The sequence below is a fragment of the Gammaproteobacteria bacterium genome (assembly GCA_016199745.1).
Classification (GTDB): domain Bacteria; phylum Pseudomonadota; class Gammaproteobacteria; order Acidiferrobacterales; family Sulfurifustaceae; genus JACQFZ01.
This window is the reverse complement of sequence record JACQFZ010000006.1, coordinates 23,801-47,203: the sequence shown is the minus strand read 5'-3', so window position 1 is coordinate 47,203 and position 23,403 is coordinate 23,801. Positions and strand designations below refer to the sequence as shown.

General features: G+C 58.1%; 20 protein-coding genes and 2 pseudogenes. 15 read left to right on the top strand and 7 right to left on the bottom strand.

Going from position 1 to position 23,403, the window contains the following annotated elements; translation table 11 throughout:
* The first annotated feature begins 24 nt into the window (after positions 1–24).
* Complete coding sequence (locus tag HY308_01640; GenBank protein MBI3896980.1) at positions 25–768, top strand: 1-acyl-sn-glycerol-3-phosphate acyltransferase; 744 nt, start codon at positions 25–27, stop codon at positions 766–768.
* Between the two features lie 232 nt (positions 769–1,000).
* Here HY308_01640 and HY308_01635 read toward each other — a convergent pair whose 3' ends face one another.
* Positions 1,001–2,041: a hypothetical protein gene (locus HY308_01635; protein ID MBI3896979.1), complete on the bottom strand. Its 1,041-nt coding sequence runs from the start codon at positions 2,039–2,041 to the stop codon at positions 1,001–1,003.
* A gap of 414 nt (positions 2,042–2,455) precedes the next feature.
* On the opposite strand from HY308_01635, the gene HY308_01630 reads away from it, so the two are divergent.
* The 3 genes and pseudogenes from HY308_01630 to HY308_01620 all read left to right on the top strand — a co-directional run bounded on the left by HY308_01630 (position 2,456) and on the right by HY308_01620 (position 6,273).
* Positions 2,456–5,002, top strand: a complete 2,547-nt coding sequence (locus HY308_01630) for an MASE1 domain-containing protein (GenBank protein ID MBI3896978.1) — start codon at positions 2,456–2,458, stop codon at positions 5,000–5,002.
* A gap of 196 nt (positions 5,003–5,198) precedes the next feature.
* A complete protein-coding gene (locus tag HY308_01625) occupies positions 5,199–5,858 on the top strand; it encodes a peroxiredoxin (GenBank protein ID MBI3896977.1) in 660 nt (219 codons plus the stop codon).
* 47 nt (positions 5,859–5,905) lie between these two features.
* Positions 5,906–6,273: pseudogene (locus HY308_01620) on the top strand (DUF1911 domain-containing protein).
* On the opposite strand, the gene HY308_01615 reads toward HY308_01620, so the two are convergent.
* Together HY308_01615 and HY308_01610 are read right to left on the bottom strand one after the other, a co-directional pair.
* A complete protein-coding gene (locus HY308_01615; protein ID MBI3896976.1) occupies positions 6,268–6,846 on the bottom strand; it encodes a hypothetical protein in 579 nt (192 codons plus the stop codon). The pseudogene HY308_01620 and the gene HY308_01615 sit on opposite strands and share 6 nt — an antisense overlap.
* A 28-nt stretch (positions 6,847–6,874) precedes the next feature.
* Positions 6,875–7,858 (bottom strand): zinc-binding dehydrogenase, encoded by a 984-nt coding sequence (locus HY308_01610; protein ID MBI3896975.1) that lies wholly within the window; start codon positions 7,856–7,858, stop codon positions 6,875–6,877.
* 105 nt (positions 7,859–7,963) lie between these two features.
* Here HY308_01610 and HY308_01605 point away from each other — a divergent pair, with 105 nt between their 5' ends.
* Complete coding sequence (locus tag HY308_01605) at positions 7,964–8,857, top strand: LysR family transcriptional regulator (GenBank protein ID MBI3896974.1); 894 nt, start codon at positions 7,964–7,966, stop codon at positions 8,855–8,857.
* Positions 8,858–8,957: 100 nt separating this feature from the next.
* Here the strand turns inward: HY308_01605 and HY308_01600 are convergent, their stop codons facing one another.
* The 4 genes from HY308_01600 to HY308_01585 form a co-directional block, all read right to left on the bottom strand.
* The gene (locus HY308_01600) at positions 8,958–9,884 is read right to left on the bottom strand and encodes a diguanylate cyclase (GenBank protein MBI3896973.1); all 927 of its coding nucleotides are present in this window, start codon (positions 9,882–9,884) and stop codon (positions 8,958–8,960) included.
* Positions 9,885–10,148: 264 nt separating this feature from the next.
* Positions 10,149–11,138 carry a phytanoyl-CoA dioxygenase family protein gene (locus tag HY308_01595; protein MBI3896972.1) on the bottom strand — a complete coding sequence of 330 codons (990 nt, stop codon included), beginning with the start codon at positions 11,136–11,138 and terminating at the stop codon, positions 10,149–10,151.
* Positions 11,139–11,346: 208 nt separating this feature from the next.
* Positions 11,347–11,646 (bottom strand): DUF445 family protein, encoded by a 300-nt coding sequence (locus HY308_01590; GenBank protein ID MBI3896971.1) that lies wholly within the window; start codon positions 11,644–11,646, stop codon positions 11,347–11,349.
* A 336-nt stretch (positions 11,647–11,982) separates the two neighbouring features.
* Complete coding sequence (locus HY308_01585) at positions 11,983–12,582, bottom strand: pyridoxamine 5'-phosphate oxidase family protein (protein MBI3896970.1); 600 nt, start codon at positions 12,580–12,582, stop codon at positions 11,983–11,985.
* Between the two features lie 250 nt (positions 12,583–12,832).
* On the opposite strand from HY308_01585, the gene HY308_01580 reads away from it, so the two are divergent.
* From HY308_01580 to HY308_01535, 10 genes and pseudogenes are all read left to right on the top strand, one after another.
* Positions 12,833–13,051, top strand: a complete 219-nt coding sequence (locus tag HY308_01580; GenBank protein ID MBI3896969.1) for a SlyX family protein — start codon at positions 12,833–12,835, stop codon at positions 13,049–13,051.
* 1,777 nt (positions 13,052–14,828) lie between these two features.
* Positions 14,829–16,604 carry an EAL domain-containing protein gene (locus HY308_01575; protein ID MBI3896968.1) on the top strand — a complete coding sequence of 592 codons (1,776 nt, stop codon included), beginning with the start codon at positions 14,829–14,831 and terminating at the stop codon, positions 16,602–16,604.
* Between the two features lie 30 nt (positions 16,605–16,634).
* Positions 16,635–16,775 (top strand): annotated as a pseudogene (locus HY308_01570) (CoA-binding protein).
* A 112-nt stretch (positions 16,776–16,887) separates the two neighbouring features.
* Entirely contained in the window at positions 16,888–17,235 is a 348-nt protein-coding gene (locus HY308_01565) for a hypothetical protein (protein MBI3896967.1), read from the top strand.
* Positions 17,235–17,687, top strand: coding sequence for a DUF2231 domain-containing protein (locus tag HY308_01560; GenBank protein MBI3896966.1), 453 nt, complete (start codon positions 17,235–17,237; stop codon positions 17,685–17,687). Before HY308_01565 ends, HY308_01560 begins: the two co-directional genes overlap by 1 nt.
* Before the next feature lie 51 nt (positions 17,688–17,738).
* Positions 17,739–18,476, top strand: coding sequence for an ArsR family transcriptional regulator (locus HY308_01555; GenBank protein MBI3896965.1), 738 nt, complete (start codon positions 17,739–17,741; stop codon positions 18,474–18,476).
* A 41-nt stretch (positions 18,477–18,517) separates the two neighbouring features.
* Positions 18,518–19,699: a GNAT family N-acetyltransferase gene (locus HY308_01550; GenBank protein ID MBI3896964.1), complete on the top strand. Its 1,182-nt coding sequence runs from the start codon at positions 18,518–18,520 to the stop codon at positions 19,697–19,699.
* Between the two features lie 59 nt (positions 19,700–19,758).
* Positions 19,759–20,169 (top strand): low affinity iron permease family protein, encoded by a 411-nt coding sequence (locus HY308_01545; GenBank protein ID MBI3896963.1) that lies wholly within the window; start codon positions 19,759–19,761, stop codon positions 20,167–20,169.
* Between the two features lie 109 nt (positions 20,170–20,278).
* Positions 20,279–21,190 (top strand): alpha/beta hydrolase, encoded by a 912-nt coding sequence (locus HY308_01540; protein MBI3896962.1) that lies wholly within the window; start codon positions 20,279–20,281, stop codon positions 21,188–21,190.
* A 74-nt stretch (positions 21,191–21,264) separates the two neighbouring features.
* The gene (locus tag HY308_01535; GenBank protein MBI3896961.1) at positions 21,265–23,076 is read left to right on the top strand and encodes an aminotransferase class I/II-fold pyridoxal phosphate-dependent enzyme; all 1,812 of its coding nucleotides are present in this window, start codon (positions 21,265–21,267) and stop codon (positions 23,074–23,076) included.
* The last annotated feature ends 327 nt before the right edge of the window (positions 23,077–23,403 follow it).

Genomic DNA, 23,403 nt, shown 5'->3' with positions numbered 1-23,403 from the left:
CATTTCTCTGACGGGATAATAACTATGTTGCTGTTGCTGCGTCTTTTGCGAAAGATCGTCGGTTGGGTCGACTTCATTGTATTCACCGCACTGATGTATCTACTGTCATGGCTACCGGTACGTGGTACACGTCCGGTGGTTTGGTTGTTCCGCGCCTGGTGCCGTGCGTTCGTGCGCGCGCTCGATGTCGATTTGCGACTACATCAGAAAAATCTCAAGGACCTACCCGCGCGGTTTATTTTGATCGCGAATCACCCGGGAGCGTTGGAAGACATCGGTATCCCGGCGTTGTTCAACGTGTTGTCGCTGGCCAAGCGGCAGGTGAAAGACTGGTTTATCGCCGGCCGCATCACCCGCCTCGGCGGAACGTTATATGTCGATCGCGACGACCCGACGTCGCGTCGCTTGTCGATCCAGACAATGGTCAACACGGTCAACGCCGGCTGCAACATTGCGTTGTACCCGGAGGGCGGCTGTAAGGGTCGGCGGCTCTACAGCCAGTTCAAGTCCGGCGCGTTCGAAGTGTCGATTCGCACCGGCACGCCGATTCTGCCGGTGTTTGTTCATTGTGAAGCGCAAGAGGATTTCGAATGGCCGTCGGTCGATACGCTGCCACAGAAAATCTGGCACATGTCGACCACGGTAAATAATCGCGTCAATTTTTACGTATACGACGTACTGGATCCCAAAGACTACGCCGACAAATACGCCATGAAGGCGGCGGCGTATGCACTGTACCTGCGGTGGAACGTAGAATATTTAGAGTGAGATAGTTCAAAAAATCGTATCGCCAAAGACGACAAAACCGTGCACTAGCGCTACCGATCCGCCGCCTTATTCAGACGCGGCAACAAAAACCACAACGCCACGAATGCCGTGAACAGTGCCGCTGCCAATAACGGTGCCAGTACACCGCCTTTCAGAATCACCTTTATTCCCTTCCCCGCGTTGTCGCGGAGAAGGGCTGGGCACCGGGCAATACAGCATCTACTACAAAAACTTAATTCTCCGGCACGATCACCGGCTCGAAGTGAAACACGTTGCGGCTCTTCGGCGCGACGGTGACCTTTACCCAATGCGCATTCGGACTGCCGAATGTTTCAACCCGGGTGAAATTCTTAACGAGTTCGGCTTGCTGAATGAGCGGCTTGTCGATTTTGAAGAAATGTGTATCGCCGTGGGCCAGAACCACCTGACCGTCGAAGCTTTGCGTCTGGGCGATGACAGCGTTGAGAAAGTCGGTGTAGCCGTTAACCTCGGCTGAATTGCGCTCATTGACGGCTTCGGTTTCAGGCAGATCGAAGCCGGGGTCGGCTTGCATGACGATCATTAGTCCGGGCGAGTGACGTTGTTTGGCAATCGCAAACGCCTCTTGCAGCCACGCGATGTTGCGAGCATTACGTTCTGCGTACTCGGCGTTATCGGCGTCGCAATCGGCTTGGGTACGCACGCTTTTCGAGCTTACACAGGCGCCGTCGTTGACTTTATTATTGTTGCTACCGGGAACGTTCAGGCCGACGAATACGATGTTGGCGCGGATCCAGCGAGTATTTTCACTGTAAGCGCCGCCCAGCGGGCCTTGATGATCGAGTGTTATTTTTTTCTGACCAAAGCTGGTCGGTGAATTGAATAAGTTGGCACGGATGTAGCTCAAGCGTTCCAGGGCGTTATAGCCGCCGTTGTTGATGCGGTGACAGTCGGTCCATTCATTGTCGCTGGGCACATAGATCGTCGGTGCTGCGAGCTGGTCGAGGCGGGCGCTGGCTTGCGCGCCGATGGCGTCGTCGGTGCAAAGCGAGCTACCGTCTTTAGTGTCGCCATCGAACGCGGTGAAGGCTAGGTGTTGCGCGTTCATGCTAGCGACTAAGGCGGCGATCTTCGTTTCATCATTGCTCTTGGCGTAGGGCAGGTCGCCCCAAAGCGCGAACGAGAATCGTCCGTTACCTGCTTCGTCGCCGTTTCCATTCGAATCCGCGAGTGCAAAGTGAGTGGCGCATAACAAGCTGATGCCAATTCCGACAACTTCGTTGGTAAGTGTCATGAGTTCGATCCTTTGGTTGATTGTTGCTGACGAATGCATCGAGTGTTGCGTTCGGTGTGATCGCAATCGTATATGCAAGACGCAATGTGATGCGCGCACTTAAGGTAGTGGCTGTCGATGACGGAGCAATGACAGATTCGGCGGCGGGGTTTATGACGACGGTGGCGAGCCATCGCGCGGTCGGCAATTTTTAACGCAAATAACAGGCCGCCTCAAAGAAATGGGCACCGACGGGCGGCCGTGTATTTCTAGACCCGCTATCGTTTCCAAGTTTCGTTCGCTGCAGGCTGGACGAACAGAATGGGCGTGATAAAGTAACCTCCCTCCTCGCGACAATGGAATGGCACGAGACGCTTTCCGGGCCGGACCGGTGACACGAGTCAGCCATACAGTGTGCTACTCGAGGTGACAAGCATGCGCTTTGATTTCTTATGCGCTGGTCACAAGCAGCCGCCCGCAGCCCGCCCGCCGGTATTACTCGGGCGAGATCGCGACCCTGTCGTCGGCCGCCTGCAACGACGAGCGCAGCCAGCGTTACTGATCGCAACGCTGGCAGTCGTTTATATCCTCGCCGGTAAGTTCGGTCTCCATTTCGCCGCCGTACACCGCAGCGCCTCCGCCGTCTGGCCGCCCACCGGAATTGCTCTCGCCGCCGTTCTGATTTTCGGTTACCGCGTGTGGCCGGCGATTCTCCTGGGCGCATTCGTCGTCAACGTCACCACGACGGGTGTCAGCCTCACTTCGCTTGCGATCGCATTCGGCAACACCTTGGAAGGAATCACCGGCGCTTACCTCGTTAACCGCTTTGCCGGCGGACCGGCCTGCTTTGAACGGGCAAAAAATGTTTTCATATTTGTTGGGCTTGCCGCTTTATTCAGCACAATGGTGAGCGCCACCGTCGGCGTATCGAGTTTAACGCTCGGTGGTTACGCGCAATGGAGCGACGTTGCGCCCATTTGGCTAACGTGGTGGCTGGGCGACGCCGCCGGTGCTTTGATCGTTACACCGCTATTGATGCACTGGCACAACAATGCTCGCGATTTTTTGCGAAGCGGTCGATTGCTCGAAGCGATGCTGATGTTGGTGGTCGTCGTCGCTGTCGGCGTGCTGTTGTTCGTCGCGCCGGTGTTCAGCAAATATCCGCTGACGTTTCTATGTCTGCCGCCGCTCGTTTGGGCGGCGTTTCGTTTTGGCCAACGCGAGGTCACCGCCGCGGTGGCGTTACTGACGTTAATCGCGACATTGGCGACGAGCTATGGTTACGGGCCGTTCGCCCTGTTAACACGCAACGAGTCGCTGCTGCTGTTACAGGTTTTCATGGGGACGATTGCCGTAACGACGTTACCTATCGCCGCGCTGGTCATGGAGCGCCAGCGCGGCGTGATCGAACGCGAAGCGTTGCGCGCGGCTGCCGAGCGCCAACATGTGTGGCTCGAAGCCGTACTGCAGCAGATGCAGGCCGCCGTGATAATTGCCGAAGCGCCATCGGGCCGATTGGTGTATGCCAATAAGCAGGTGGAGAAAATTCATCGACGACCGTTCGTGCAAACGGATTCGTGTGCCGATTACAGCAAGTGGCAAGGCTTTCACCCGAACGGCTGTCCCTACACGCCGGATGAATGGCCGCTTGCGCGTTCCGTACATGACGGCGAAGTCGTCGCCGACGAAGACATGGATTTCATCCGTGGCGACGGTTCGCGCGTGACTGTCCGTGTTCACTCGACACCATTGCGCGACGCGGGTCAGGTCGTCGGTGCCGTTGCGGTATACAACGATGTCACCGAACAACTGCGCGCACATGCGTCGGAGCGCAGCGCTCGCGCGGAAGCAGAAGCTGCGAACCGCGCCAAGGACGAATTCCTCGCCATGTTGAGTCACGAGTTACGTAACCCGCTATCGGCGATCAGCAATGCGACCAGCGTGTTGTACCGCACGCGAAATTCCGCCGAAGGGATTCCCGACCGTGTGTTGGACATCATCCGCCGCCAGACCGACCATCTCACACGCTTGATGAACGATCTTCTCGATGTTACGCGCGTGACATCGGGAAAAAACATTCTGGTGCGGCGGCCCATGTGCGTAGGCGAAGCGCTCGCACGATGCGTGGCGGCGCTCACCGATGCCGGTCGTTGTCGTTCGCACGCTATCGACGTTCACACTGAATCCGTATGGGCCAATGTCGACCACGCCCGCCTCGATCAAATCATCACGAATCTGCTGACCAATGCTCTTAAATATACGCCGGCAGGCGGTACGATCCGCGTATCGGCACAGCGCGAGCATGATACCGCCGTTATTCGTGTGCAGGACAATGGCATTGGTATCCCGTCTGATCTGTTGCCACATGTGTTCGATCTCTTTACTCAGGGAGCGTGCAGTATCGATCGCGGTGCCGGCGGATTGGGAATCGGTCTCACGCTAGTACAGCGCTTGGTCGAGCAGCACGGTGGCCGTGTCGAGGGCCACAGCGACGGGCCTGGGTGCGGCAGTTTGTTTGTTGTCCGCTTGCCGTGCATTGCGCCGCCTCAACACGACCGGTCGGTGATCGATGTGGCCATCCCCTTGCCGCCGGTGTCGCGCCGCGTCCTCATCATCGAAGACAACGCCGACGCGCGCGAATCGTTGCGGGTAATGCTGGAGATCGCCGGCCACGAGGTTTACCAAGCCGAGGACGGACATACCGGTATCGAGAGGGCACTGGCGCTGCGCCCCGATGTGGCCCTCATCGACATCGGCCTTCCGCGGATCAACGGTTACGAGGTCGCTCGAAAGCTGAAGCTCGGTGATCCGGGACTGCGTCTGATCGCTTTAACGGGCTACGGTCGGTCAGATGACCGTGAACGGGCGCTGCAGGCAGGCTTCGACGAGCATCTGGTAAAACCTGCCAATACCGATGAGTTGAATCGCGTGTTGCGCGGCGCCAAAGCGCGCACGCTTAATGCGGGCGACAGGTCGCGGTAGATTCGCGATTCAGCACAAGAAACAGGCGCTTTCGGCAAAGTTGCGGTAACGGTGTGCCGCGATGTTTCGCCCATGAACCCTGACACACATATGGATATAGCCATCTCATCTAGCAGCGCCCAGCGCGAGTGGTAACATCCTGCCTCTGCGTTCGCCGCAAGCGAGCGTTTCCGTGAACGATTACGAGGAGGTTTTTATGGCAATACAAATCGGTGACATCGCGCCCGACTTCGAGGCGGAAACCACGGAAGGGCACATCCGTTTTCACGACTGGATCGGCAATGGCTGGGTGGTGTTGTTCTCGCACCCCAAGGATTTCACGCCGGTGTGCACGACCGAGCTCGGCGCCGTCGCCAAGCTCAAGCCAGAGTTCGACAAGCGCAACACCAAAGTGATTGGCTTGAGCATCGACTCGGTGGACGATCATAAGCGCTGGTCCAAAGACATCGGCGACGCGACCGGTACTGCGCCGAACTATCCGCTGATCGGCGATAGCGATCTGACGGTGGCGAAGCTCTACGGCATGATCCATCCGAACGCCAGCGGCAACGCTGCCGGACGCACGGCGGTCGACAATGCCACGGTGCGCTCGGTGTTCGTCGTCGGTCCGGATAAAAAGGTGAAGCTCGTGCTCACCTATCCAATGGCGGTCGGTCGTAACTTCTCGGAAGTGCTGCGCGCGATCGACGCGTTACAGCTCAATGCCAAGCACAACGTTGCGACCCCGGCCGATTGGAAACCCGGCCAGGACGTGATCATTCCAACATCGGTGAGCGATGAGCAGGCGAAAGAAAAATTCCCCGGTGGCTGGAAGGCCGTTAAGCCCTATCTGCGGGTGACTCCGCCGCCGGCTTGAGATACAGCGCAGGGATGCGCTAGAGGAGTAATAGGTAGCGGTTTGCAATGGCGCTACCTGGAAATCGCCGCTGTGGCGTTTCGCCGCTGTGGTGTCGAGACGGGTCCCCCGCGAAAGCGGGGATACCGCAAGGTTTGTGCGCGCTCAACTTTCTACAGCAGTATGTTGACGCCTGGTATCCAGCGATGAAGCTCGCTCCCTGGCACGACGGCCATTTGCTTATCAATGGCACAGACGGTGACTACTTTGGCTATTGTATTGGGCATTCGAGGCGGGAGCCGTGGCTTATCTCCACGACATCGACGACGCCGCCATCGATCACATGGTTTATCCAAAGGACCTTGTTGTCTGGGTGCGCGCCAACAGGCAGTCGTCAGCAGCGCCTACCCAATCCACCGCTCGCGCGCACTCATAAATTATCGTGCAATCGCCGAATCTCCGGTAACGCGTCGGGTAGATGGTCGAACCGGTGTGAGCCGCCGGGATAGACGATCACCTGTCCGCAATCCCGATAGAACGATTGCGCTTCGCGGTAGTCAAGCAACTCGTCGGCTTCGTCCAGCAGTACCAACGTCGGCACGTTCGGATGGCACATGGACATTTGATACCGTGCCAGTGCTTTGACCTGCGCGTCGGTCAAAATGTATTCCTCGTCAGTCGCCTCGTTTTTATTCGGGCCCACCGCCGACAATAGATCTGTCTCGGGATGCATGGCTGGATTGATCAGGACGATACCCGCGCCCAATTCCGGCGCGAGATATCGCGCCCACAAGCCACCGAGTGAGCTTCCTATCAGCAATAACCTTTTATCCGGCGGTTGCTCCTGCCGCGCCCGCGCTAGGTAGTTGCGCAAAAACGTTGGCGCCGCATCCGCCAGCTGTACCGGATATGTCGGCGACAACACCGTAATGTCGGGCAAGTGCTGGCGTAGCCATGCGGCTTTGCCCGAGGTACCGCCGCTGTTAAAGCCATGTAGATAAACAATCATGCCTTTGTGCCGGGCGACCTGCACCTCGTTAGCTGGCCAGTCTTACGACCAACTTACCATTCGCTCGATCGGTCTCCATTAATCGATGCGCTTCTTGAATCTCGTCGAAACGAAAAACGCGAGCCGGCTTCGCTCGATACACGCCGCTCTCGGCACGCTCCACAATAGATTGCAGCGGCACTTGCGACAATGGGAACTCAGGCGTGCCGAACATGAAGCTAGCAAAGAAACTCAAGTGTACTCCGCTCGGCATCTGCGACAACGGATCGAATGAACTAATCGGCGTACCGCCGCCGAGGAATCCGGCAAGACATACACGACCGTGTCGGCGCACCGCCGCGAGCGAATTGAGAACAGTGCTGTTGCCGATGATATCGAGAACGGCGTCGACGCCTTGCGAATAATGTTGCCGAACGTCGCGCGCCAGATCGGCAGATTCCAATAAAACGCATTCTGCGCCCAGTGCCTTCAGCGTGGGCAACTTGTCGGGACTGCGAGTACCGGCGATAACGCGTACACCGTGGTGTCTCGCGATGTTCAGCGCCGCCTGCCCGAGCGCCGATGTAGCGCCCCGGATCATCAGTGTCTGATTGGGCTCGATCGCCAAATTTTGATGCAGACAACTCCAAGCGGTCGCGTATGATTCTGGGAGCGCCGCTAATTCTTCCCATGCCAATGTCGATGTCAACGGTGCCACATTCGCTGCCGGCACGCGCGTGAACTCGGCGTAGCTGCCGTTGAAGCGGCGACCCATGCCGCCCATCAGCGCCGCCACTTTTTGTCCTGTCGGCAGGTGGCCGCTAGAATCGGACACAACTGTGCCGACACACTCGATACCGCTCACTTGCGCCACGTCGCCCCATGCACCTTTACGCATGTAGGTCTCGGCGCGATTCAACCCGAACGCGTGTACCCGAATAACGACCTCGCCCGCTTTTGGTTCTGGTATCGGCAGTTCTTGGATCATCAATTGCTCCGGCCCACCGTATTGTTGAATTACAATTGCACGCATCGACTCTTTCTCCGAAGGCTTGTTGTTGTCGCAGCGAATGTAACCAGGCATAGCGATGGATGAAATTACGAATTTTTGAACATCTCTGTAGGGATTTCCGACGATATGAACGATGTGACGATCCATGAATTGGCCTGCTTTGTTGCAGTCGCGACTGAAGGCAGTTTCCAGGCGGCGGCCGATAAACTGCATCGTACGCATCCGACCGTGCATGCCGCGGTAAAAAGTTTGGAGCAGCGGCTCAATCTGCAACTGTTGGATCGCAGCGGCTATCGCGTGACGTTAACGGAGGAAGGAACAGCGTTTCATCCGCGGGCACGATTGTTGTTGCAGCATTTCGACAACCTGCGTACCTATGCCGGACAGTTAGCCAAGGGCGAAGAGAGCGAGTTACGCGTTGTCATCGGCGATTTGTGCCCGCTGCCGCAGACGTTGGGGCTGCTGAAACGGTTTTTCAGCGACTGTTCCAATACCCGCTTGCATTTGCACTTCGAAGCGCTCGCCGGCCCGGCGGAACGTTTGCTCGACGGCGACGCCGACCTCATTTTGCATCAGATCGATAAAAGCGACCAACGCCTCGAGTCCATAGATTTCACGCGTGTCCGACTCGTGCCCGTCGTCGCGCCGGGGTTTCTGCCTTTTCCGATATCGAGATCAATGAGTCCGGAACAGATGCAAAACCGCGTACAGTGTGTCATCCGCGATAGCGCACGTCATTCGATAACGCACGATTATTTCCTAATCGAAGGCGCGCATCGTTGGACGGTCAGCGATCAGTTCATGAAGAAAGAAATTATTCTTCAAGGCATGGGCTGGGGACACATGCCGCTGTTCTTGATCGAGCAGGAGCTTCGCGACGGCCGTTTGTTGTCGATCGCCGGTCAGCACTTTGCCGAAAGCGAGCTGCAACTGGTCGCCGCTCGCCGCCACGGTGTATCGCATGGTCCGATCGCCAATAGGTTATGGCAGTATCTGCGCGAACAAACGGCCAACCTTTAAGCAGGTTAGGAAACGCGACTGGAGTGATTCAGAAGTAAAAGTACTGGATGGTGCGCGTTGCTGTTAGATACACCGACTGGAAAACCGCTAGCGCGCGCTGTTATTGATCGTTGGTTCGGCCGATGACGCGATTTCGTCCGCCGCGTTTGGCCTGATAGAGGTAGCGGTCGGCGCAGTTCACGAGGTCAGTGGCATTCTGAATCGGCGGGTTCTGCGGTGACGCGCTCATCGTGCCGATGCCGATGCTGATCGTCATAGGGATACGTTTATCTTCATACGTAACGACGGTTTGCTCAACGATGCGACGCAAGCGTTCGGCCAGCATCAGCGCCTTCTCGTCGTCGGCGTCGCGCATGAGCACCACGAACTCTTCGCCGCCGAAGCGCGCCAGGACGTCTTCGCTGCGAATAGTCCGCTTCACCAACACCGCAAGTTCCTTCAGTACGTAGTCACCGGCCAGATGTCCGTAGTTGTCGTTGACCTTCTTGAAATGGTCGATATCGAGAATGAGTAGCGTGAGCGGCGTTTGATGGCGTTTGGCGTAGGCAACGTCGGTCTCGATACGATCGAGAAAATATTTTTTGTTATAGACGCCGGTGAGACCGTCCTTAACCGCGTTGTCGAACAGCTTGCGTTGGAAATGTTCTTCGAGCGCATCCTGATACTGAAATTTGAGGACGGTTTGTGGACCGATCTGAATTTTGTCGCCGTCTTGCAGGGCTCGTTCGGTAATTTTCGTACCGTTGACGAAAGTACCGTTGGTCGAGCCCAGGTCAGCCAGAATGACTCGGTGCGACGCGATCGACAAGCGCGCATGCTTGCGCGAGACGCCTTCTTCGTCGATGCAGATGCCGGCGTCGGCGGCACGGCCGATGTAGAGTTCGCCTAATTCCGGAAGCTTATACATCATTCCGGCGGTAGCACCGGCAATGACGACGACGCATACCTGCTGCTTGGCAGGCACGTCCGCCTCTGGCAAATGGCCTTTCATGTTCGTGATAACGGTTTTTTTGTCGTCTTCTTCCATCGGCGCACTCGCTCCTCGATGCATGACCCCTGAGTTCAGCGTAATTAATTTCCCACGCTTTGCAATGTCGCCCGACGGGTGACTTAACTCCGACGGGCTAGAACTATGGTTTCACCCGTATTCATTAGCGTCGATTTACCACAGTCGCTGGATATTGGACCGGAAAACCCCGTGGTTCGGGAACTCAAGTTGATCATCCCGGGTTGAAGCGCGACGACCGCAAGCAATCACCGCCGAAAACGGCGATTCAATCTTCCGTTGTTGTTACCGGCTTATCGTCTGTAACAGTTTCCGTCGAGTCTGCTTGGCCAAATAGTAGATCTTATAGAGTGGCGGCGAGTCGGCGCGGAGTCGGTGCTCGAGCTGCAGTGGCCAGCGCATTTGATCCAAGTGCTGCGTGATCTCGACGCCGTTGACGACGATGTTGTGATCCGAGCCTGGAAAACGCTGCATCCAGCGATAGCGGTGGCTGGCCGGAATGTAATGGGCAGTAAACGAGCGGCGCGAATATTCAGGCGTCGTGGTGGCAAGGCTGCCGTGAATCGTCAGGCTCGACCATAAGATAACGTCGCCCTGTTGCAGCGTCGGCGCAACGCGCGGAAATTCGGCGGCGTGTTTGTCGATAAACTCCGCCAGCTTCTGCTTGTAGTCGTGGCCATTGGGATCCTGGCCGTCGGTCGGTATGTCAGCGCGATGGCTGCGTGCGTGCACAAAAAAGCGGCCGGCGCCGACATGGATGTCCTCGGCCGCCACCCATACACCGGCCATGCGGCCGATTTGCTCGGAGTCGATGTAATGACTGCCGCGATGCGGCCACGTTTGTTGGTTGCCGTCGAAGTACATCGTATGAATGATTTTGCCGCTCTCGCCGAACAGTGCCGCGAGCACGTCTTGCAGGCGGCGATAGGTCAAGACGTCGAGCCCGGCGCGGCGAAACGCTTCCAGTCTCCGTCCCGAAAGATCTTGAATATTCATGATCGGGTACTTCATGAATCCGGCTTCGGTGAACACATGTCGCTCGAAAGTGCCCGACTCGTGGCGCTTGAAGAAACGCTTATCGGGTTTAACGTCGCGGTTGAATGCCTCGATGGCGTGTCGACAAACTTCTTTCGAAACGACATTGCGAATAACGGCGTAGCCCTGCTCGTCGAAAAAGTTGATCAGCGCCGCCGAGTCGATCAGCGGCGCTACAAAGACGCCGTGTTCAGTCGCGGAATGAGTCGAAGGGAGGGTGAGCACGTCGTCGTATGACATCTTGAGCACTCCTGTGCGAAAGCCGTTATCCGTTGACAGACGCTAACGGGGTTCATCGGTTTCGCGCAACGGGGCTGTTCTTGTGTCATTTCAACGCCACTACAAATATCAGCTGTTCGGCGGCGAATCGCGATCATAGAAAGCGTATGAACGCGGTTATTACGGGTTAAGAGAGAAGTCGCAACAACTCGAACGTTGTTGTTCGCGCTCAGCTCATCCATCGGCTAACGGTATAGTCGAGCAACTCTTGATGGCGGCCGTTGGCTGTGAGCAGGGCGAGAACGCCGCCGAGCAGCGGCGCGACTTTGGTGTTGCGTAGGCGCGTAATCAGCGCCTGGTCGATCAACGATTGCACGTCCTCGTCGCGCAGCAAACGCACGGCGCCGGCCAGACCTTGGGCGACGGTTCGCGACACCCGTTCGGCATTCGCCGGCACTGTGGGCCAACGGGCGGCGCGCTCGCCCAAGCGCAGCGTCTGCAAGCGGCTGGCGATTAATTCGGGTGCCATGAAGTTTTGCTGCACGAAATTTCCCAACGCCCGGCCGATGCGATTCTTGCGCGCCGGTACGATCGCTGTGTGCGGGATTGGGATGCCGAAATAGCGCCGTCACCGCGAACCAGTCGGCCAAGCCGCCGACAATGGCGGCTTCGGCGGTGGCGCGTAGGTAACCGAGCCAGGGGTAAGCATGTTCCATCGCCAAGGCAATAACGAACACGGCGGCGGCGGCGATCAGCAATGTCGTCGCCCGCCGTTTCATTCGATCGAGCGCGTGCTGCTTTTGCGGGTCTTCGCCGACGTCGGCCGATGCATTAACCATGTGCCGACTATAGCGGTGTTAGTGGCCTATTTTCGTTCCGTATCTTTACCGGGGTCGGGCAAGACATCGGCCGCCCAGTCGGCGCGTTTCCAGCCAGGGACCGGCGTTGCGCAGGTCGGCCGCGGAACATAGATCGAGCGCTCGCCGCGCTGATATTGATGGATGTAGCGCGGACAGTTGGGAAACACCTGCTGCACGCGAATGCGCACGATAAATTGCGCCTCGACGAATTCTCGCCGCAGCAAATCGTCGTGCTCGATACTGGCGATGCCGTGAACGCGCAATCGCTTCGGCCGTTCGAAATCGATGAACAGCAGGCCGACGTGCGGATTAACCTGCACGTTACCGGCGGAGAGAAACATGCCGTTGCCGTCGTAGCTCGGAAACGCCAGCTGCTGCTCGTCCACGACCCGAACGAAACCCGGGTCGCCACCTTTATAAGAACAACTCGGCTGGCCGGAGGCGTCGGCCGTCGCCAAAAAGAACATGTCGAGGCTTTCGATGAAGGCCTGGTCGTCGGCGGTAATTCGATCGCGAACGAGTCTCTGCTCGATGCGATCGGCCAGGCGGCGTGAATCGAACCGGTCTTGTAGCGCGCGGTTACGGTCGTGATACATCGTGGTCATGGCAGTGTCCTCATACGCATTCGGCATCATCGATTGGACGACGTGAAATATTTTTCTAGGTCGGCAAATCCGATTCTTGAAGTTGTCGGCGCGCCAATTCCAACAAAAAAATCTGGTGGATGATCTCATTACCCTGCTGCGAGCAGCGGAAACCGATCCGTCGACGATCACCGAAGGCACGTTGATGCGTCAATTATCCGCCTAGTCGACGGTTGGTTTTCAACCATGGGCGTGTTAGAACGACCGGACTATGACTGAACAACCCGATTTGCAAACACGATTCGTCGAGCTGGAAACGCGTGTTGCCTTCCAGGAGCACGCCCTCCAAGAGCTGAACGATGCCTTGGTGCGCCAACAAACCGAGATCGATCGGTTGACGCGTGCGCTCAAAGACGCGCAAGAACGCCTACGTGGAATTTCAGCGCCGATCGCTGACCGCTCGGAAGAAACACCGCCGCCGCACTACTAAGCGCCCGCTGTCGGCATCCCCACGTCATCTCGCGTTTTGGGCGATACCGCCAAAAAAAGCACTTTTTGCGACGAATATCAGGGCGGGCGCACGCGACTGGACCCTAAAAGATAGGCCCATCCGCCGGTGCTATCTTAAATATAGACGTCAACGTCGGAACGGTCCGTAATCCATCGTGGCACCCAGTAGAGACAACAAGAAGTCGGCGGCCGAGCGCCTGCCGCTTCAGTTATCTGAATTACAGATAAAGTACCTGTTCGCGGGTTCGGCGGAATGGTATTGGGAACAAGACGACCAATACCGGTTTACGCATTTCATCGGTAAGGCGCTGGAGCGGGCTGGGTTCAGCTCCCAAAGTTTGATCGGCACCGTATTTTGGGATGCGGGTAACGTACCGTTGACCGACGACCGGCGCTGGGACGCGTTCAAGGCGGTGCTCGCCGCACGTCAGCCATTCACCGATTTTGTCTATCAACACGTTAACGCGCAGGGAGAGTTGCAATACCTATGCGTCGGCGGCGACCCGTCGTTCGACGAGCAAGGCCAGTTTACCGGTTATTGCGGCACCGGTAAGGACGTGACCCAGCGCGTCGAAATCGAGCGACGGCTGGCTATCGACAATGCAATCACGCACATCCTGATCGAATCGAGCGGCATTTCCGAAGCCGCGCCGAACATTATTCATCAGATCTGCGCGCAACTCGGTTGGGCTTGCGGCGTGCGCTGGGACATCGACGTAAAAGGTCGCCGGCTGCATTGTGCACAAACGTGGGCGAACACCTCCGCCGCCATCGAGACGTTTCTGGAATCGATGACGCGTGAAGTGTGGATACCGCTAGCGCCGCCGTCGGCCGGCGAGCCCGATTTAACTCAAAACGAAACGGCCTGGGCGCGCGACCTGGCGCAATCGCCGTCGTTTCCGTGCGCGGTCGCGGCGCTGGCGGTCGGACTGAGCGGTGCGTTTAGTTTTCCGATTCTGGTCGAGGGCGAAGTGGTCGGTGTGTTCGCCTTTTTCAGCAACGAGATCTATCGGCCTGACGCGCGCCTTATCAACTGCGTGACTTATCTCGGTAGCCAGATCGGTCGGTTCTGGCAGCGCACGTTGGCCGAGGAACGGTTGCGCGAAGTCGCACACCGTCTCCAGTACTTAGTCGAACATTCAAACGACTGGCAGTGGGAGCAGGACGAGCACTATCGCTTCACACGCATCACCGGTAACAACCTCGATAAGTTCGGGCTTGGATTGAACGAGGCCATCGGCAAGACGCATTGGCAGCTGCCGTTTAGCTACGCTAGCGAGGAACAGTGGACCCAGTTGCGAGCGGCGCTCGATGCACGCCGGCCGTTTTCGCATCTGGTGTTGATTTGTCGCAGTAGCGACGGTGCACTTTGCTATGTCAGCTTGAGCGGCGATCCGATATTCGATGAGCTCGGCCGTTTCAAAGGTTATCGTGGTATCGGCAAGGACATCACCGAGCGCGAGCGCGACGTAAGAATTCGGCGTTTGGTAGACGATATCCGTATCGGCGTTTTATTTTATGAAGACTTAAGCGGCGTGATCACCGACGCGAACGACGCCTTTTTGAAGATCGTCGGCTATACACGCGAAGATTTGAACGCCGGTAAGGTCGATTGGCTGAAGATGACGCCGCCCGAGGGCCACGCCGCCAGTAATCGTGCGACCGTGGATCTGCAGACCACCGGCACCACGCCGCTCTACGAAAAGGAATACATCCGCAAGAACGGCTCGCGCGTACCGGTGCTCATCGGCAGTACGATGTGGGACGCCGGTGCCTCAAAGGAGAAGGGCGCATCGTTCATCATCGATTTATCGGAACGCACCAAGGTTGAAGAGCGCGTGTTACGCGAAAGCGAAGCGCGTTTTCGCAGCCTCACCGAGCTATCGTCCGATTGGTACTGGGAACAGGACGAACAATTTCGTTTTACCTTTCTGTCCGGCGCGGTGGAACAGAAAACTGGCGTCGCCGCCAACTCCTACATCGGCCGGACGCTATGGGATTTTCCGGCGCTGAATTTGACGCAAGACGATTGGTCTCGGCATCGCGCCCGGCTCGCCAAGCACGAGCCGTTTTACGATTTCGAGATGCGCTTCCCCGACATCCAAGACCGGCAATGTTGGGTGTCGATCAGCGGCCGACCGATCTTCGACATATATGGATCGCTCAAGGGTTATCGCGGTATCGGTCGCGATATTACCGAGCGCAAAATCGCCAACGAGCGCATCGAATATCTGGCGAGTCACGACGGCCTTACCGGCTTGCCCAATCGGGCGATGTTCAGCGAAATGTTGAACCTGGCGATCCATTCCGCACGTCGCTACAACCGCTACTTCGCTTTGTTATTTATCGATCTCGATCGTTTTAAGAACATCAACGACACTTTCGGCCACGAAGCCGGCGATACGCTGCTGAAGGAAATGGGCACGCGCCTGGAACACACCTTGCGGGCGAGCGATGTCGTCGCTCGTCTGGGTGGCGACGAATTCGTGGTCTTGATTCAAGAGGTGACCGACGATAAGCATGTTGCTACGGTGGCACGCAAAATCCTGTCGGCGCTGATCAAGCCGATCGTCTTGCTGGGTCAAGAGTGCCGGGTGACGGCGAGTATTGGTGTCTGTTTGTTTCCGCAAGACGCGCAAGACGAACAGACGCTGATGAAGAAAGCCGATATCGCCATGTATCGGGCCAAGGAAGAAGGCAAGAATAACTACAAGTTTTATTCTGAGCAGCTCAATGTGCACACGCTCGAGCGTCTGGCGCTTGAGACCAGTTTGCGGCGCGCAATCGAACGCGACGAATTTTTTCTGCACTACCAGGCGAAGCTCAATCTCAAGAGCGGTGAAATCACCGGCGTCGAGGCGTTGTTGCGCTGGCAACATCCCGAGCTTGGCATGATTGCGCCGGCGCAGTTCATCCCGCTGGCGGAAGAAACCGGGCTCATCGTGCCGTTGGGCAAATGGGTGCTGCGCACGGCCTGTGCGCAGAATGTCGAATGGCAACGCCAAGGTTTGCCGCCGCTGTGCATGGCGGTCAACATATCGCCGCGGCAATTCGCCGACGACGAGCTGGTAAGCGACGTCGCCGGCACGCTCGAGCGGACCGGCATGGCGCCGACGCTGTTAGAGCTCGAAATCACCGAGAGCATGGTCATGCAGAATTCCGATCGCGCGCTCAAAGTACTGAGCGCGATCAAACAGCTGGGCGTTCGCCTGGCGATCGATGACTTCGGCACCGGCTATTCGTCGTTAGCACAGATCAAGCGTTTCCCGATCGACACGTTGAAAGTCGATCGCTCGTTCATCCGCGAAATTCCGCAAGACGCGGAAGATAAGGCGATCACCGAAGCGATCATCGCTATGGGCAAGACCTTGAGCCTAACCGTGGTCGCCGAAGGCGTGGAGACGTCGGAGCAGCAGACATTCCTGCGCGATCATGCCTGTGACGAGATGCAGGGGTATTACTTCAGCAAGCCGATTCCGGCCGAGCTGTTCGCCGAGCTGGTGCGTCGGCACGCGAGCCCGCCGGCGAAGTAACGGATAGACGCCGCCGATCGATCTCGGTAGTTGCAGGAGGGTGTGATCAATCCAGCCGCGGCTTTGCGCGCGCAAGCCGCCGGCATGCAAGTCGTAATGGATCGCTGCCTATATCGCGATTACCTGGTGTTGTTCGGCGGGGCGCCGCTGGCCACGCTCAATTCTGCCTAGTTTTGATATTACTAATAATACAAATTAAAACTTGTATAATTAATTGGTGCTCGTTATAGTCAGTTAGGCACGATTGCGCCTACTAACTATTCACAACGAGGAGCCTGTTTCCATGCTGACGATTGCCGCTGTTCTATTCGCTGTGGCTGCACTGGGCGGTCTGGTGATGGCCTACATTCACTTCAAACATGATCGCAATCCGCCGGGTGCGCTAGCGGCGCTGCACGGCATTGTCGGCGCAACCGCGCTGGTCATTTTGTTGATAGCGGTAGCGACTACCGGCGCCGGCGGGCGCGCGGCGTGGGCGCTTGGACTATTCGTGGCGGCGGCGCTGGGCGGCTTTTATTTAGTGAGCTTCCACGTACGCAAACGGCGGTTACCGAGCCAAGTGGTGGTGATTCACGCGCTCGTCGCGGTCGTAGCGTTCGCGCTGTTACTGGCGGCAATCGTCGGCATCTAATGCGCGCACGTATCGCCGGCCACCCGCTGCATCCGGCGTTGGTGCACTTTCCGATGGCGCTCTGGCTGACAGCGATCGTCTGGGACGTCGTCGGGACCTATCGGCCGGAGGCGTTGTGGTGGCAGATGGGTTTCTGGTCGCTGACGCTCGGCGTCGTCAGTGCGTTGCCGGCGCTGGTCAGTGGATTCATCGAATATCTTGCGCTCGACCCGGACGAGCCGGCGATGAATACGGCAACGTTGCATATGCTATTGATGTTCGGCGCCACCGTCGCTTTCGGCGCGAGCGTGTTGCTGCGGGTGCAAGTGGGTACGAGCGTCGCGCCGTCCGTTTGGGCGTGGGCGATAACGCTCAGCGGCGCGGCGTTACTCGCCGGCGGCGGTTGGCTCGGTGGTAAACTGGTTTACCACCACGGCATCGGCCGGCGGCGCGACGCTGATGACTTGTCTTGAGCCGCCGCGATGTTGTTGGTGATGCATAGACCATCGCGATGAGCACACGGCATGAGCAGGATTAAAACCCGAAACACGAAGCGCACGCGCAACGTACGCACCGACACGGAAACGGTGGGCGGCGCGCGCCAGGCAGTTCTCGCTTATCTCAAGCAAGCCGGCGGCGGGCTCGTCAGCGATATCGCCGAACATCTACAAATGAGTTACGAAGGCGCGCGCCAGCATCTGGCGCAGCTCGAGAAGGAACGGCTGGTCGAGCGCCGCCTCATCCGCCCGGCTCGTGCCGTCGCCGGTCGACCGACTGCGCGTTATGTCTTGAGCGCCAGCGGCGATCATTTGTTCCCCAAAAATTACGACGGTCTGACGGTCGAACTGATCGACACGGTGACCGAGCAACTCGGCGTACCCGTGCTCAAGCAAGTGCTCGGCGCGCTCACTGAAAAGCGCGTACGCACTTGGGCGCCGCGGCTGGAAGGCCGATCGCTGAAAGAACGGGTCGCTTTGTTGCGCGAAATTTATGGCGACGGCGATCCCTACATGTCGGTCGAAGTCGATCGCGATGGTATCCGCCTGATTGAACGCAACTGTCCGTTCTTCAATGTCGCCAGCCAGCGCCCGGCGCTGTGCAGTGTTACGGTGTCGACGTTGCAGCGGTTATTGGGCGTGAAAGTCGTGCGCGAAGAGCGTTTTCAAGCGGGCGACGGCCGCTGCGTATTCCGCGTGCTCGCCGATGAGCCGATCGACACGCGCCGCTTTCGCTTCGCGTTGGAATCCGATTCGACCGCTTGAGTGGCGATGTGCTTGCTGTTTCGCGTTAAGCTTGTCTTTCAATGCTGACCGCAAAAACTGTTCGATCCATCGGTGAAATTCCGGCGCCCGCCTGGAACGCCTTAAGCGACGTTGGTTGTAACCCGTTCATTGCGCACGCCTGGTTGGCGGCATTGGAGGCCAGCGGCTGCGTCGGCGTCGGTAGCGATTGGCAACCTCGGCATCTCACCCTGTGGCGCGGAAAAGAATTGATGGCGGCGGCACCGGCTTACCTAAAGGACAGCAGCGACGGCGATTTCTCGCGTGATTGGGGCTGGGCTGACGCCGCGATTCGCGCGCGCCTGCCGTACTACCCGAAGCTTGTTATCGGCGTGCCGTTTACACCGGTGGCAGGGCAACGCTTTCTCATTCGACCGGGTGAGTCGATAGCGCAGTGCCGCGCCGCGCTGCTCGACGCAGCGCTGGCGCTTGCTCGCGATGAAGGCGGCGGCGTGTTGCAGCTGTTGTATTGCCAGGCGCTGGAGGCGCAGGCCGCGGAAGCGGCCGGTTGGGCACGTCGGATCGATTTTCAGTACCACTGGCGCAACGACAATTATCGCGACCTCGATCACTTTTGGTCGCGCTTCGATTCCAAGCGCCGCAATCAATTACGGCGTGAACGCCGTGCACCGGCGGAGCAGGGCATTGCCTTGCGTACCGTCCGCGGCGACGAGATTGCGCGCGATCCCTTGTCATGGGCACGCCTGGTCCATCGGCTACATCGTTCCACTGTCGATAAGCTGATGTGGGGCCGCCGTTGGCTCAACCAAAAATTTTACGAGCAACTGTTCAGCACCTTTCCGGAACCGCTCGAAGTCGTTGTCGCTGAACGTGCCGGCAGCGTAATCGCCGGCGCCTTCAACGTCGCCACCCCGACCCATCTCTACGGCCGCTATTGGGGCTGCTTAGAGGAGCATCGGCATTTGCACTTCAACGTTTGTTTTTATCATTCCATCGACGAATGCATTCGCCGCGGTCTGCAGGTGTTCGAAGGCGGTGCTGGCGGCGAGCACAAACTTACGCGCGGCTTCGAGCCGGTCGAAACCTACAGCGCCCACGCATTCCTCGACCCGCGTCTGCAAGCACCGTTGCGGGCGCACATTGCCGAGGAGACGGCGCAGCGGCAACAGGCGTTGGCCGATTGGCAGGCGCGTTCGCCGATTTTGAAGCCGGCCGACACCGGTATTAACCGGAGTTATCACTAGCGGATCTGCGGTTACTTTATAAGTATTATCGCCCGAGGAGCAAAAATTAGATGCGACCGATAAAATCCAAGTCGTGGTTTACCCGCTTCGCAAAATGGACCGCGCATGCGGCGGGCCGGCCCGCCGCATTTGGCATCGCTGTTGCCGTCATCATGACATGGGTCATCTCCGGTCCGTTGTTCGGTTTCAGCGACACCTGGCAACTCGTTATCAATACCGGAACCACCATCGTTACTTTCCTTATGGTGTTCCTGATTCAGAACACGCAGAACCGCGACGCTGAGGCTATCCAAGTGAAGCTAGACGAGCTGATTCGGGTGACTCGGGGTGCGCATAACGCTTTGCTCGATCTCGAAGAGTTGGAAGACAAGGATCTCGAACGTATTCGCGCGAAATACCAAACGCTCGCGGAAAATGCGCGTACGAGCCTGCGACATGGGCATTTCGATACCGGAGTTCCTAAGGTGTGAGTGCCGGTGACGCTGTTATGCTGGCCGCGGAAGCGCGATTTTTTTTTGCGGGCGTGGTCGTATAGTACGGACCTGTGACTGGGACTCAGTTAATAAGAGGTCGATTCGCATGAAACGTATGGCCGCGCTCGCCGGTGCGGGACTGCTCGCGCTGTTGTCGCCTGCGCCAGCGACCGCCGGCGCGATCCGCGATCATATCCCCGACGCGCTGGATCAAGCGGAAGGCGCCGGTGGCCAACCGATCGCGTTGCCTGCCGGCGCGACCATGCAGCGCGATGTCGCGTACGGCGCCGATCCGGCGCAACGCATGGACGTTTACCTGCCGAATCGGGCGAAGCACGCACCGATCATTTTTATGGTGCACGGCGGCGCCTGGCGTACCGGCGACAAAGCCGCCGCTGCCGTCGTCGATCGCAAGGTCGCACGTTGGCTGCCTAAAGGATTCATCGTCGTATCGACCAACTACCGCCTGTTGCCGAAGGCCGATCCGCTGCAACAAGCGAACGATGTCGCCCAGGCGTTAGCCGAGGCGCAGGTACGGGCGGCAGCGTGGGGCGGCGATCCGGCGCGCATCGTCGTTATGGGGCATTCGGCCGGCGCCCACCTAGTGGCGCTGCTTGCCGCCGACCCGGCGATTGCGGCGCAACACGGCGCCAAACCATGGCTCGGTACGATAGTGCTCGACAGCGCCGCCTTGAACGTCGTCGACATCATGCGTTCTCGGCACGCGCGCTTCTACGACCGCGCGTTTGGCGTGAATCCGCACGACTGGCGTGCGGCGTCGCCGCTGTATCGCCTGTCCGGTGTGCCGACGCCCATGCTGCTGGTTTGCTCGACCGAGCGTCGCGACGCTTGCCCGCAGGCGCAACGCTTCGCGGCCAAGGTTAGCGCCGCCGGCGCCAGCGCCACCGTGTTATCGGTCGCGCACACGCACGCGGCGATCAATCGTGATCTGGGAGCGGACGGCGAGTACACCGATTCGGTCGAGACGTTTTTACGCTCGTTACATATTTCGTTCTAATCCCGTGTTTTCCGGTTGAGCGGCGCCGACGTTTAGTGAAGACTAATCATCACTGAACGATCAGGAAGATGCCGATGACGACGCCGCTTCAGGAATTGAGCCCGCTGCGCAATACGACCTCCGCCAGCGACGCCGCCAGCCTTGCGCGCGAGCAATTGCTCCATTTTGCCATCGACCCCGATAGCGACTACGGCAAGACCCTCGGCAGCCTAGCGACGATGCTCTACACTGCCAATGTCGCCGCCCACGATCTCTGGCGCATCACCGTCGAATCGCTCAAGGACCTCGACCGTTCCGACCGCATCGCTTATTTCAACGCCAAGCGGTTTCTCTGCTTTCAGCTCGCCAAAATTCTCGACTCGCTGCAAAATCCGTTGCGCTCGACCTACCAGTCGATCACGACGCAAAACGGCGGATTTTCCTGTAAAGGGCCGTTTCCACTGTTCGACAACGTCACGGCGATCTTCAGCGCGACGCCGGTGATCGCTCGCACCGCGACTTATCTGTATGCCTGTACCGAATGGGTCGCGGACGCTTTCACCGGCCGCGAGCCGTTGCTCGAGATTTATTCGCGGTTGTTGAATCCGACGTCGATCAGTTTGGCCAATCACATCGTCGACGTCGAATGCGGCGCCCGCGCCAACGAATACATGGCGTGGAATTTCAATTCCGGCATGGCCGCTATCGATGCGCTCATGGCGCATCTGTTGGGCGCCAACGACATCGTCTTGTCGAGCCGCAATATTTACGGCGGTACCTATCAGCTGCTGCATGATTGGTACGGCAAGAACAGTAATCTCGGCGTCGCCATCGAGTGGGTCGACGGTTTCGACGGCCCGACGTTCGAGGCGGCGCTCAATGCCACCGAAAAGAAATACGCCGATCGGATCAAAGCCGGCAGTCATATTTACGTGTACGTCGAATCGCCGTGCAATCCGCACGGCAACGTGCTCGACGTACCGGCCATCAGCAAACTTGTCCACGCCCACGGCTGGATGCTGATCTGCGATTCGACGATCGGTACGCCGATGTTGCACCCGGTACTCAAGCGCGACGATCCGGCCGAGCGCCCGGATTTCGTGACCCACTCTTATACCAAAGACTTGGCCGGCACCGGCACCACCACTGCCGGCGTCGTCATCGGTCGCAACGAGCGCATGTTCATGCCGAAGGGCGATAGCGTCGAGATCGTCGGCTTCAACGGCAAGCCGGAAACGATTCGTTGGGACGAGACGTTGTTCTGGAACGTGTACTACGTTAAGGGCGCGTTCCTCGATGCCGACAAAGCGTTCGAAGTGTTGCACGGCATCAAAACTTTCGAGATCCGAATGTTGCAGAAGGCGGTTAACACGCTAACCCTGGCGCGGATCCTGGCGGCACATCCGGATATCAACGTGCATTGCCCGGCCGTTGCCGGCAATCCGAACCAGAAGATTATGCAGAAGGTGATGCACCTAGGGTTGCCGGCGCCGCTGTTTACCATCGATCTGGGCGGCGACAATCGCACGCCGATCAGCCGCGCCGCCTTCAAGCGTTTCTTCGACAGCCTCGAGCCGTCGATCAGTCTGCAGGTCTCGCTCGGCCAAACCAATACGACGGCGTTGTGCCCGGCGTTAACCAGCCACTCGGAAATGGCGGAAGACGCATTGCGCGCTGCTGGCATCCGCACCACCACTATTCGTATTTCCGTCGGTCTCGAAGATCCGCGCATGACGATCGTTCACTTGCAGCGAGCGGCGAAACTGGCGCTCGATGTCGAGCACCCCGAATTCAGCAGTGCGTTCCTGCCGCCGGAAAAAATCGATCAGATTTATCGCGAGACTTATATCGAAGTGCACAGTCGATTCGTCGGTTCGTTGCCGTCGTATCAGCAGTTGGCGGGCTGACGCGGCGTGCAACCGGAGTGACTTGAGCTTGGCGATTCTCGTGCCATGATGGGAATGCCGTTAGGCGTTCGTTGTCACTAACTAGTTAGTTACCAATGAGGAGCGAAGCGATGAGCAAAGGACAAGACAAGCGCAAGGAAGACAAGAAGAAGCCGACCCGTACTGCCAAAGAAAAGCGCGCCGAAAAGCGTGCCAAGAAAGGCCCCGGCATTTCCTAAGGCGGTGTTGTAACGGACGCAAAAATGGGCCAATCGGCCTATTTTTGCGTTTAGTTGCAGTGAGTTAAACATTACTGGCCCCGTACTAAGCGCACTTTCCGCTGTTTTT

What these genes read in the sequence shown, in the direction of transcription:
- HY308_01565 (MBI3896967.1), top strand. Translation starts at nt 16,888, where the DNA reads ATGCTGACGATTGCCGCTGTTCTATTCGCTGTGGCTGCACTGGGCGGT.
- HY308_01550 (MBI3896964.1), top strand. Translation starts at nt 18,518, where the DNA reads ATGCTGACCGCAAAAACTGTTCGATCCATCGGTGAAATTCCGGCGCCC.
- HY308_01585 (MBI3896970.1), bottom strand. Translation starts at nt 12,582, where the DNA reads ATGACCACGATGTATCACGACCGTAACCGCGCGCTACAAGACCGGTTC.
- HY308_01555 (MBI3896965.1), top strand. Translation starts at nt 17,739, where the DNA reads ATGAGCAGGATTAAAACCCGAAACACGAAGCGCACGCGCAACGTACGC.
- HY308_01630 (MBI3896978.1), top strand. Translation starts at nt 2,456, where the DNA reads ATGCGCTTTGATTTCTTATGCGCTGGTCACAAGCAGCCGCCCGCAGCC.
- HY308_01605 (MBI3896974.1), top strand. Translation starts at nt 7,964, where the DNA reads ATGAACGATGTGACGATCCATGAATTGGCCTGCTTTGTTGCAGTCGCG.
- HY308_01610 (MBI3896975.1), bottom strand. Translation starts at nt 7,858, where the DNA reads ATGCGTGCAATTGTAATTCAACAATACGGTGGGCCGGAGCAATTGATG.
- HY308_01580 (MBI3896969.1), top strand. Translation starts at nt 12,833, where the DNA reads ATGACTGAACAACCCGATTTGCAAACACGATTCGTCGAGCTGGAAACG.
- HY308_01595 (MBI3896972.1), bottom strand. Translation starts at nt 11,138, where the DNA reads ATGTCATACGACGACGTGCTCACCCTCCCTTCGACTCATTCCGCGACT.
- HY308_01540 (MBI3896962.1), top strand. Translation starts at nt 20,279, where the DNA reads ATGAAACGTATGGCCGCGCTCGCCGGTGCGGGACTGCTCGCGCTGTTG.
- HY308_01575 (MBI3896968.1), top strand. Translation starts at nt 14,829, where the DNA reads ATGTGGGACGCCGGTGCCTCAAAGGAGAAGGGCGCATCGTTCATCATC.
- HY308_01535 (MBI3896961.1), top strand. Translation starts at nt 21,265, where the DNA reads ATGACGACGCCGCTTCAGGAATTGAGCCCGCTGCGCAATACGACCTCC.
- HY308_01615 (MBI3896976.1), bottom strand. Translation starts at nt 6,846, where the DNA reads ATGATTGTTTATCTACATGGCTTTAACAGCGGCGGTACCTCGGGCAAA.
- HY308_01635 (MBI3896979.1), bottom strand. Translation starts at nt 2,041, where the DNA reads ATGACACTTACCAACGAAGTTGTCGGAATTGGCATCAGCTTGTTATGC.
- HY308_01625 (MBI3896977.1), top strand. Translation starts at nt 5,199, where the DNA reads ATGGCAATACAAATCGGTGACATCGCGCCCGACTTCGAGGCGGAAACC.
- HY308_01590 (MBI3896971.1), bottom strand. Translation starts at nt 11,646, where the DNA reads ATGGCACCCGAATTAATCGCCAGCCGCTTGCAGACGCTGCGCTTGGGC.
- HY308_01560 (MBI3896966.1), top strand. Translation starts at nt 17,235, where the DNA reads ATGCGCGCACGTATCGCCGGCCACCCGCTGCATCCGGCGTTGGTGCAC.
- HY308_01600 (MBI3896973.1), bottom strand. Translation starts at nt 9,884, where the DNA reads ATGGAAGAAGACGACAAAAAAACCGTTATCACGAACATGAAAGGCCAT.
- HY308_01640 (MBI3896980.1), top strand. Translation starts at nt 25, where the DNA reads ATGTTGCTGTTGCTGCGTCTTTTGCGAAAGATCGTCGGTTGGGTCGAC.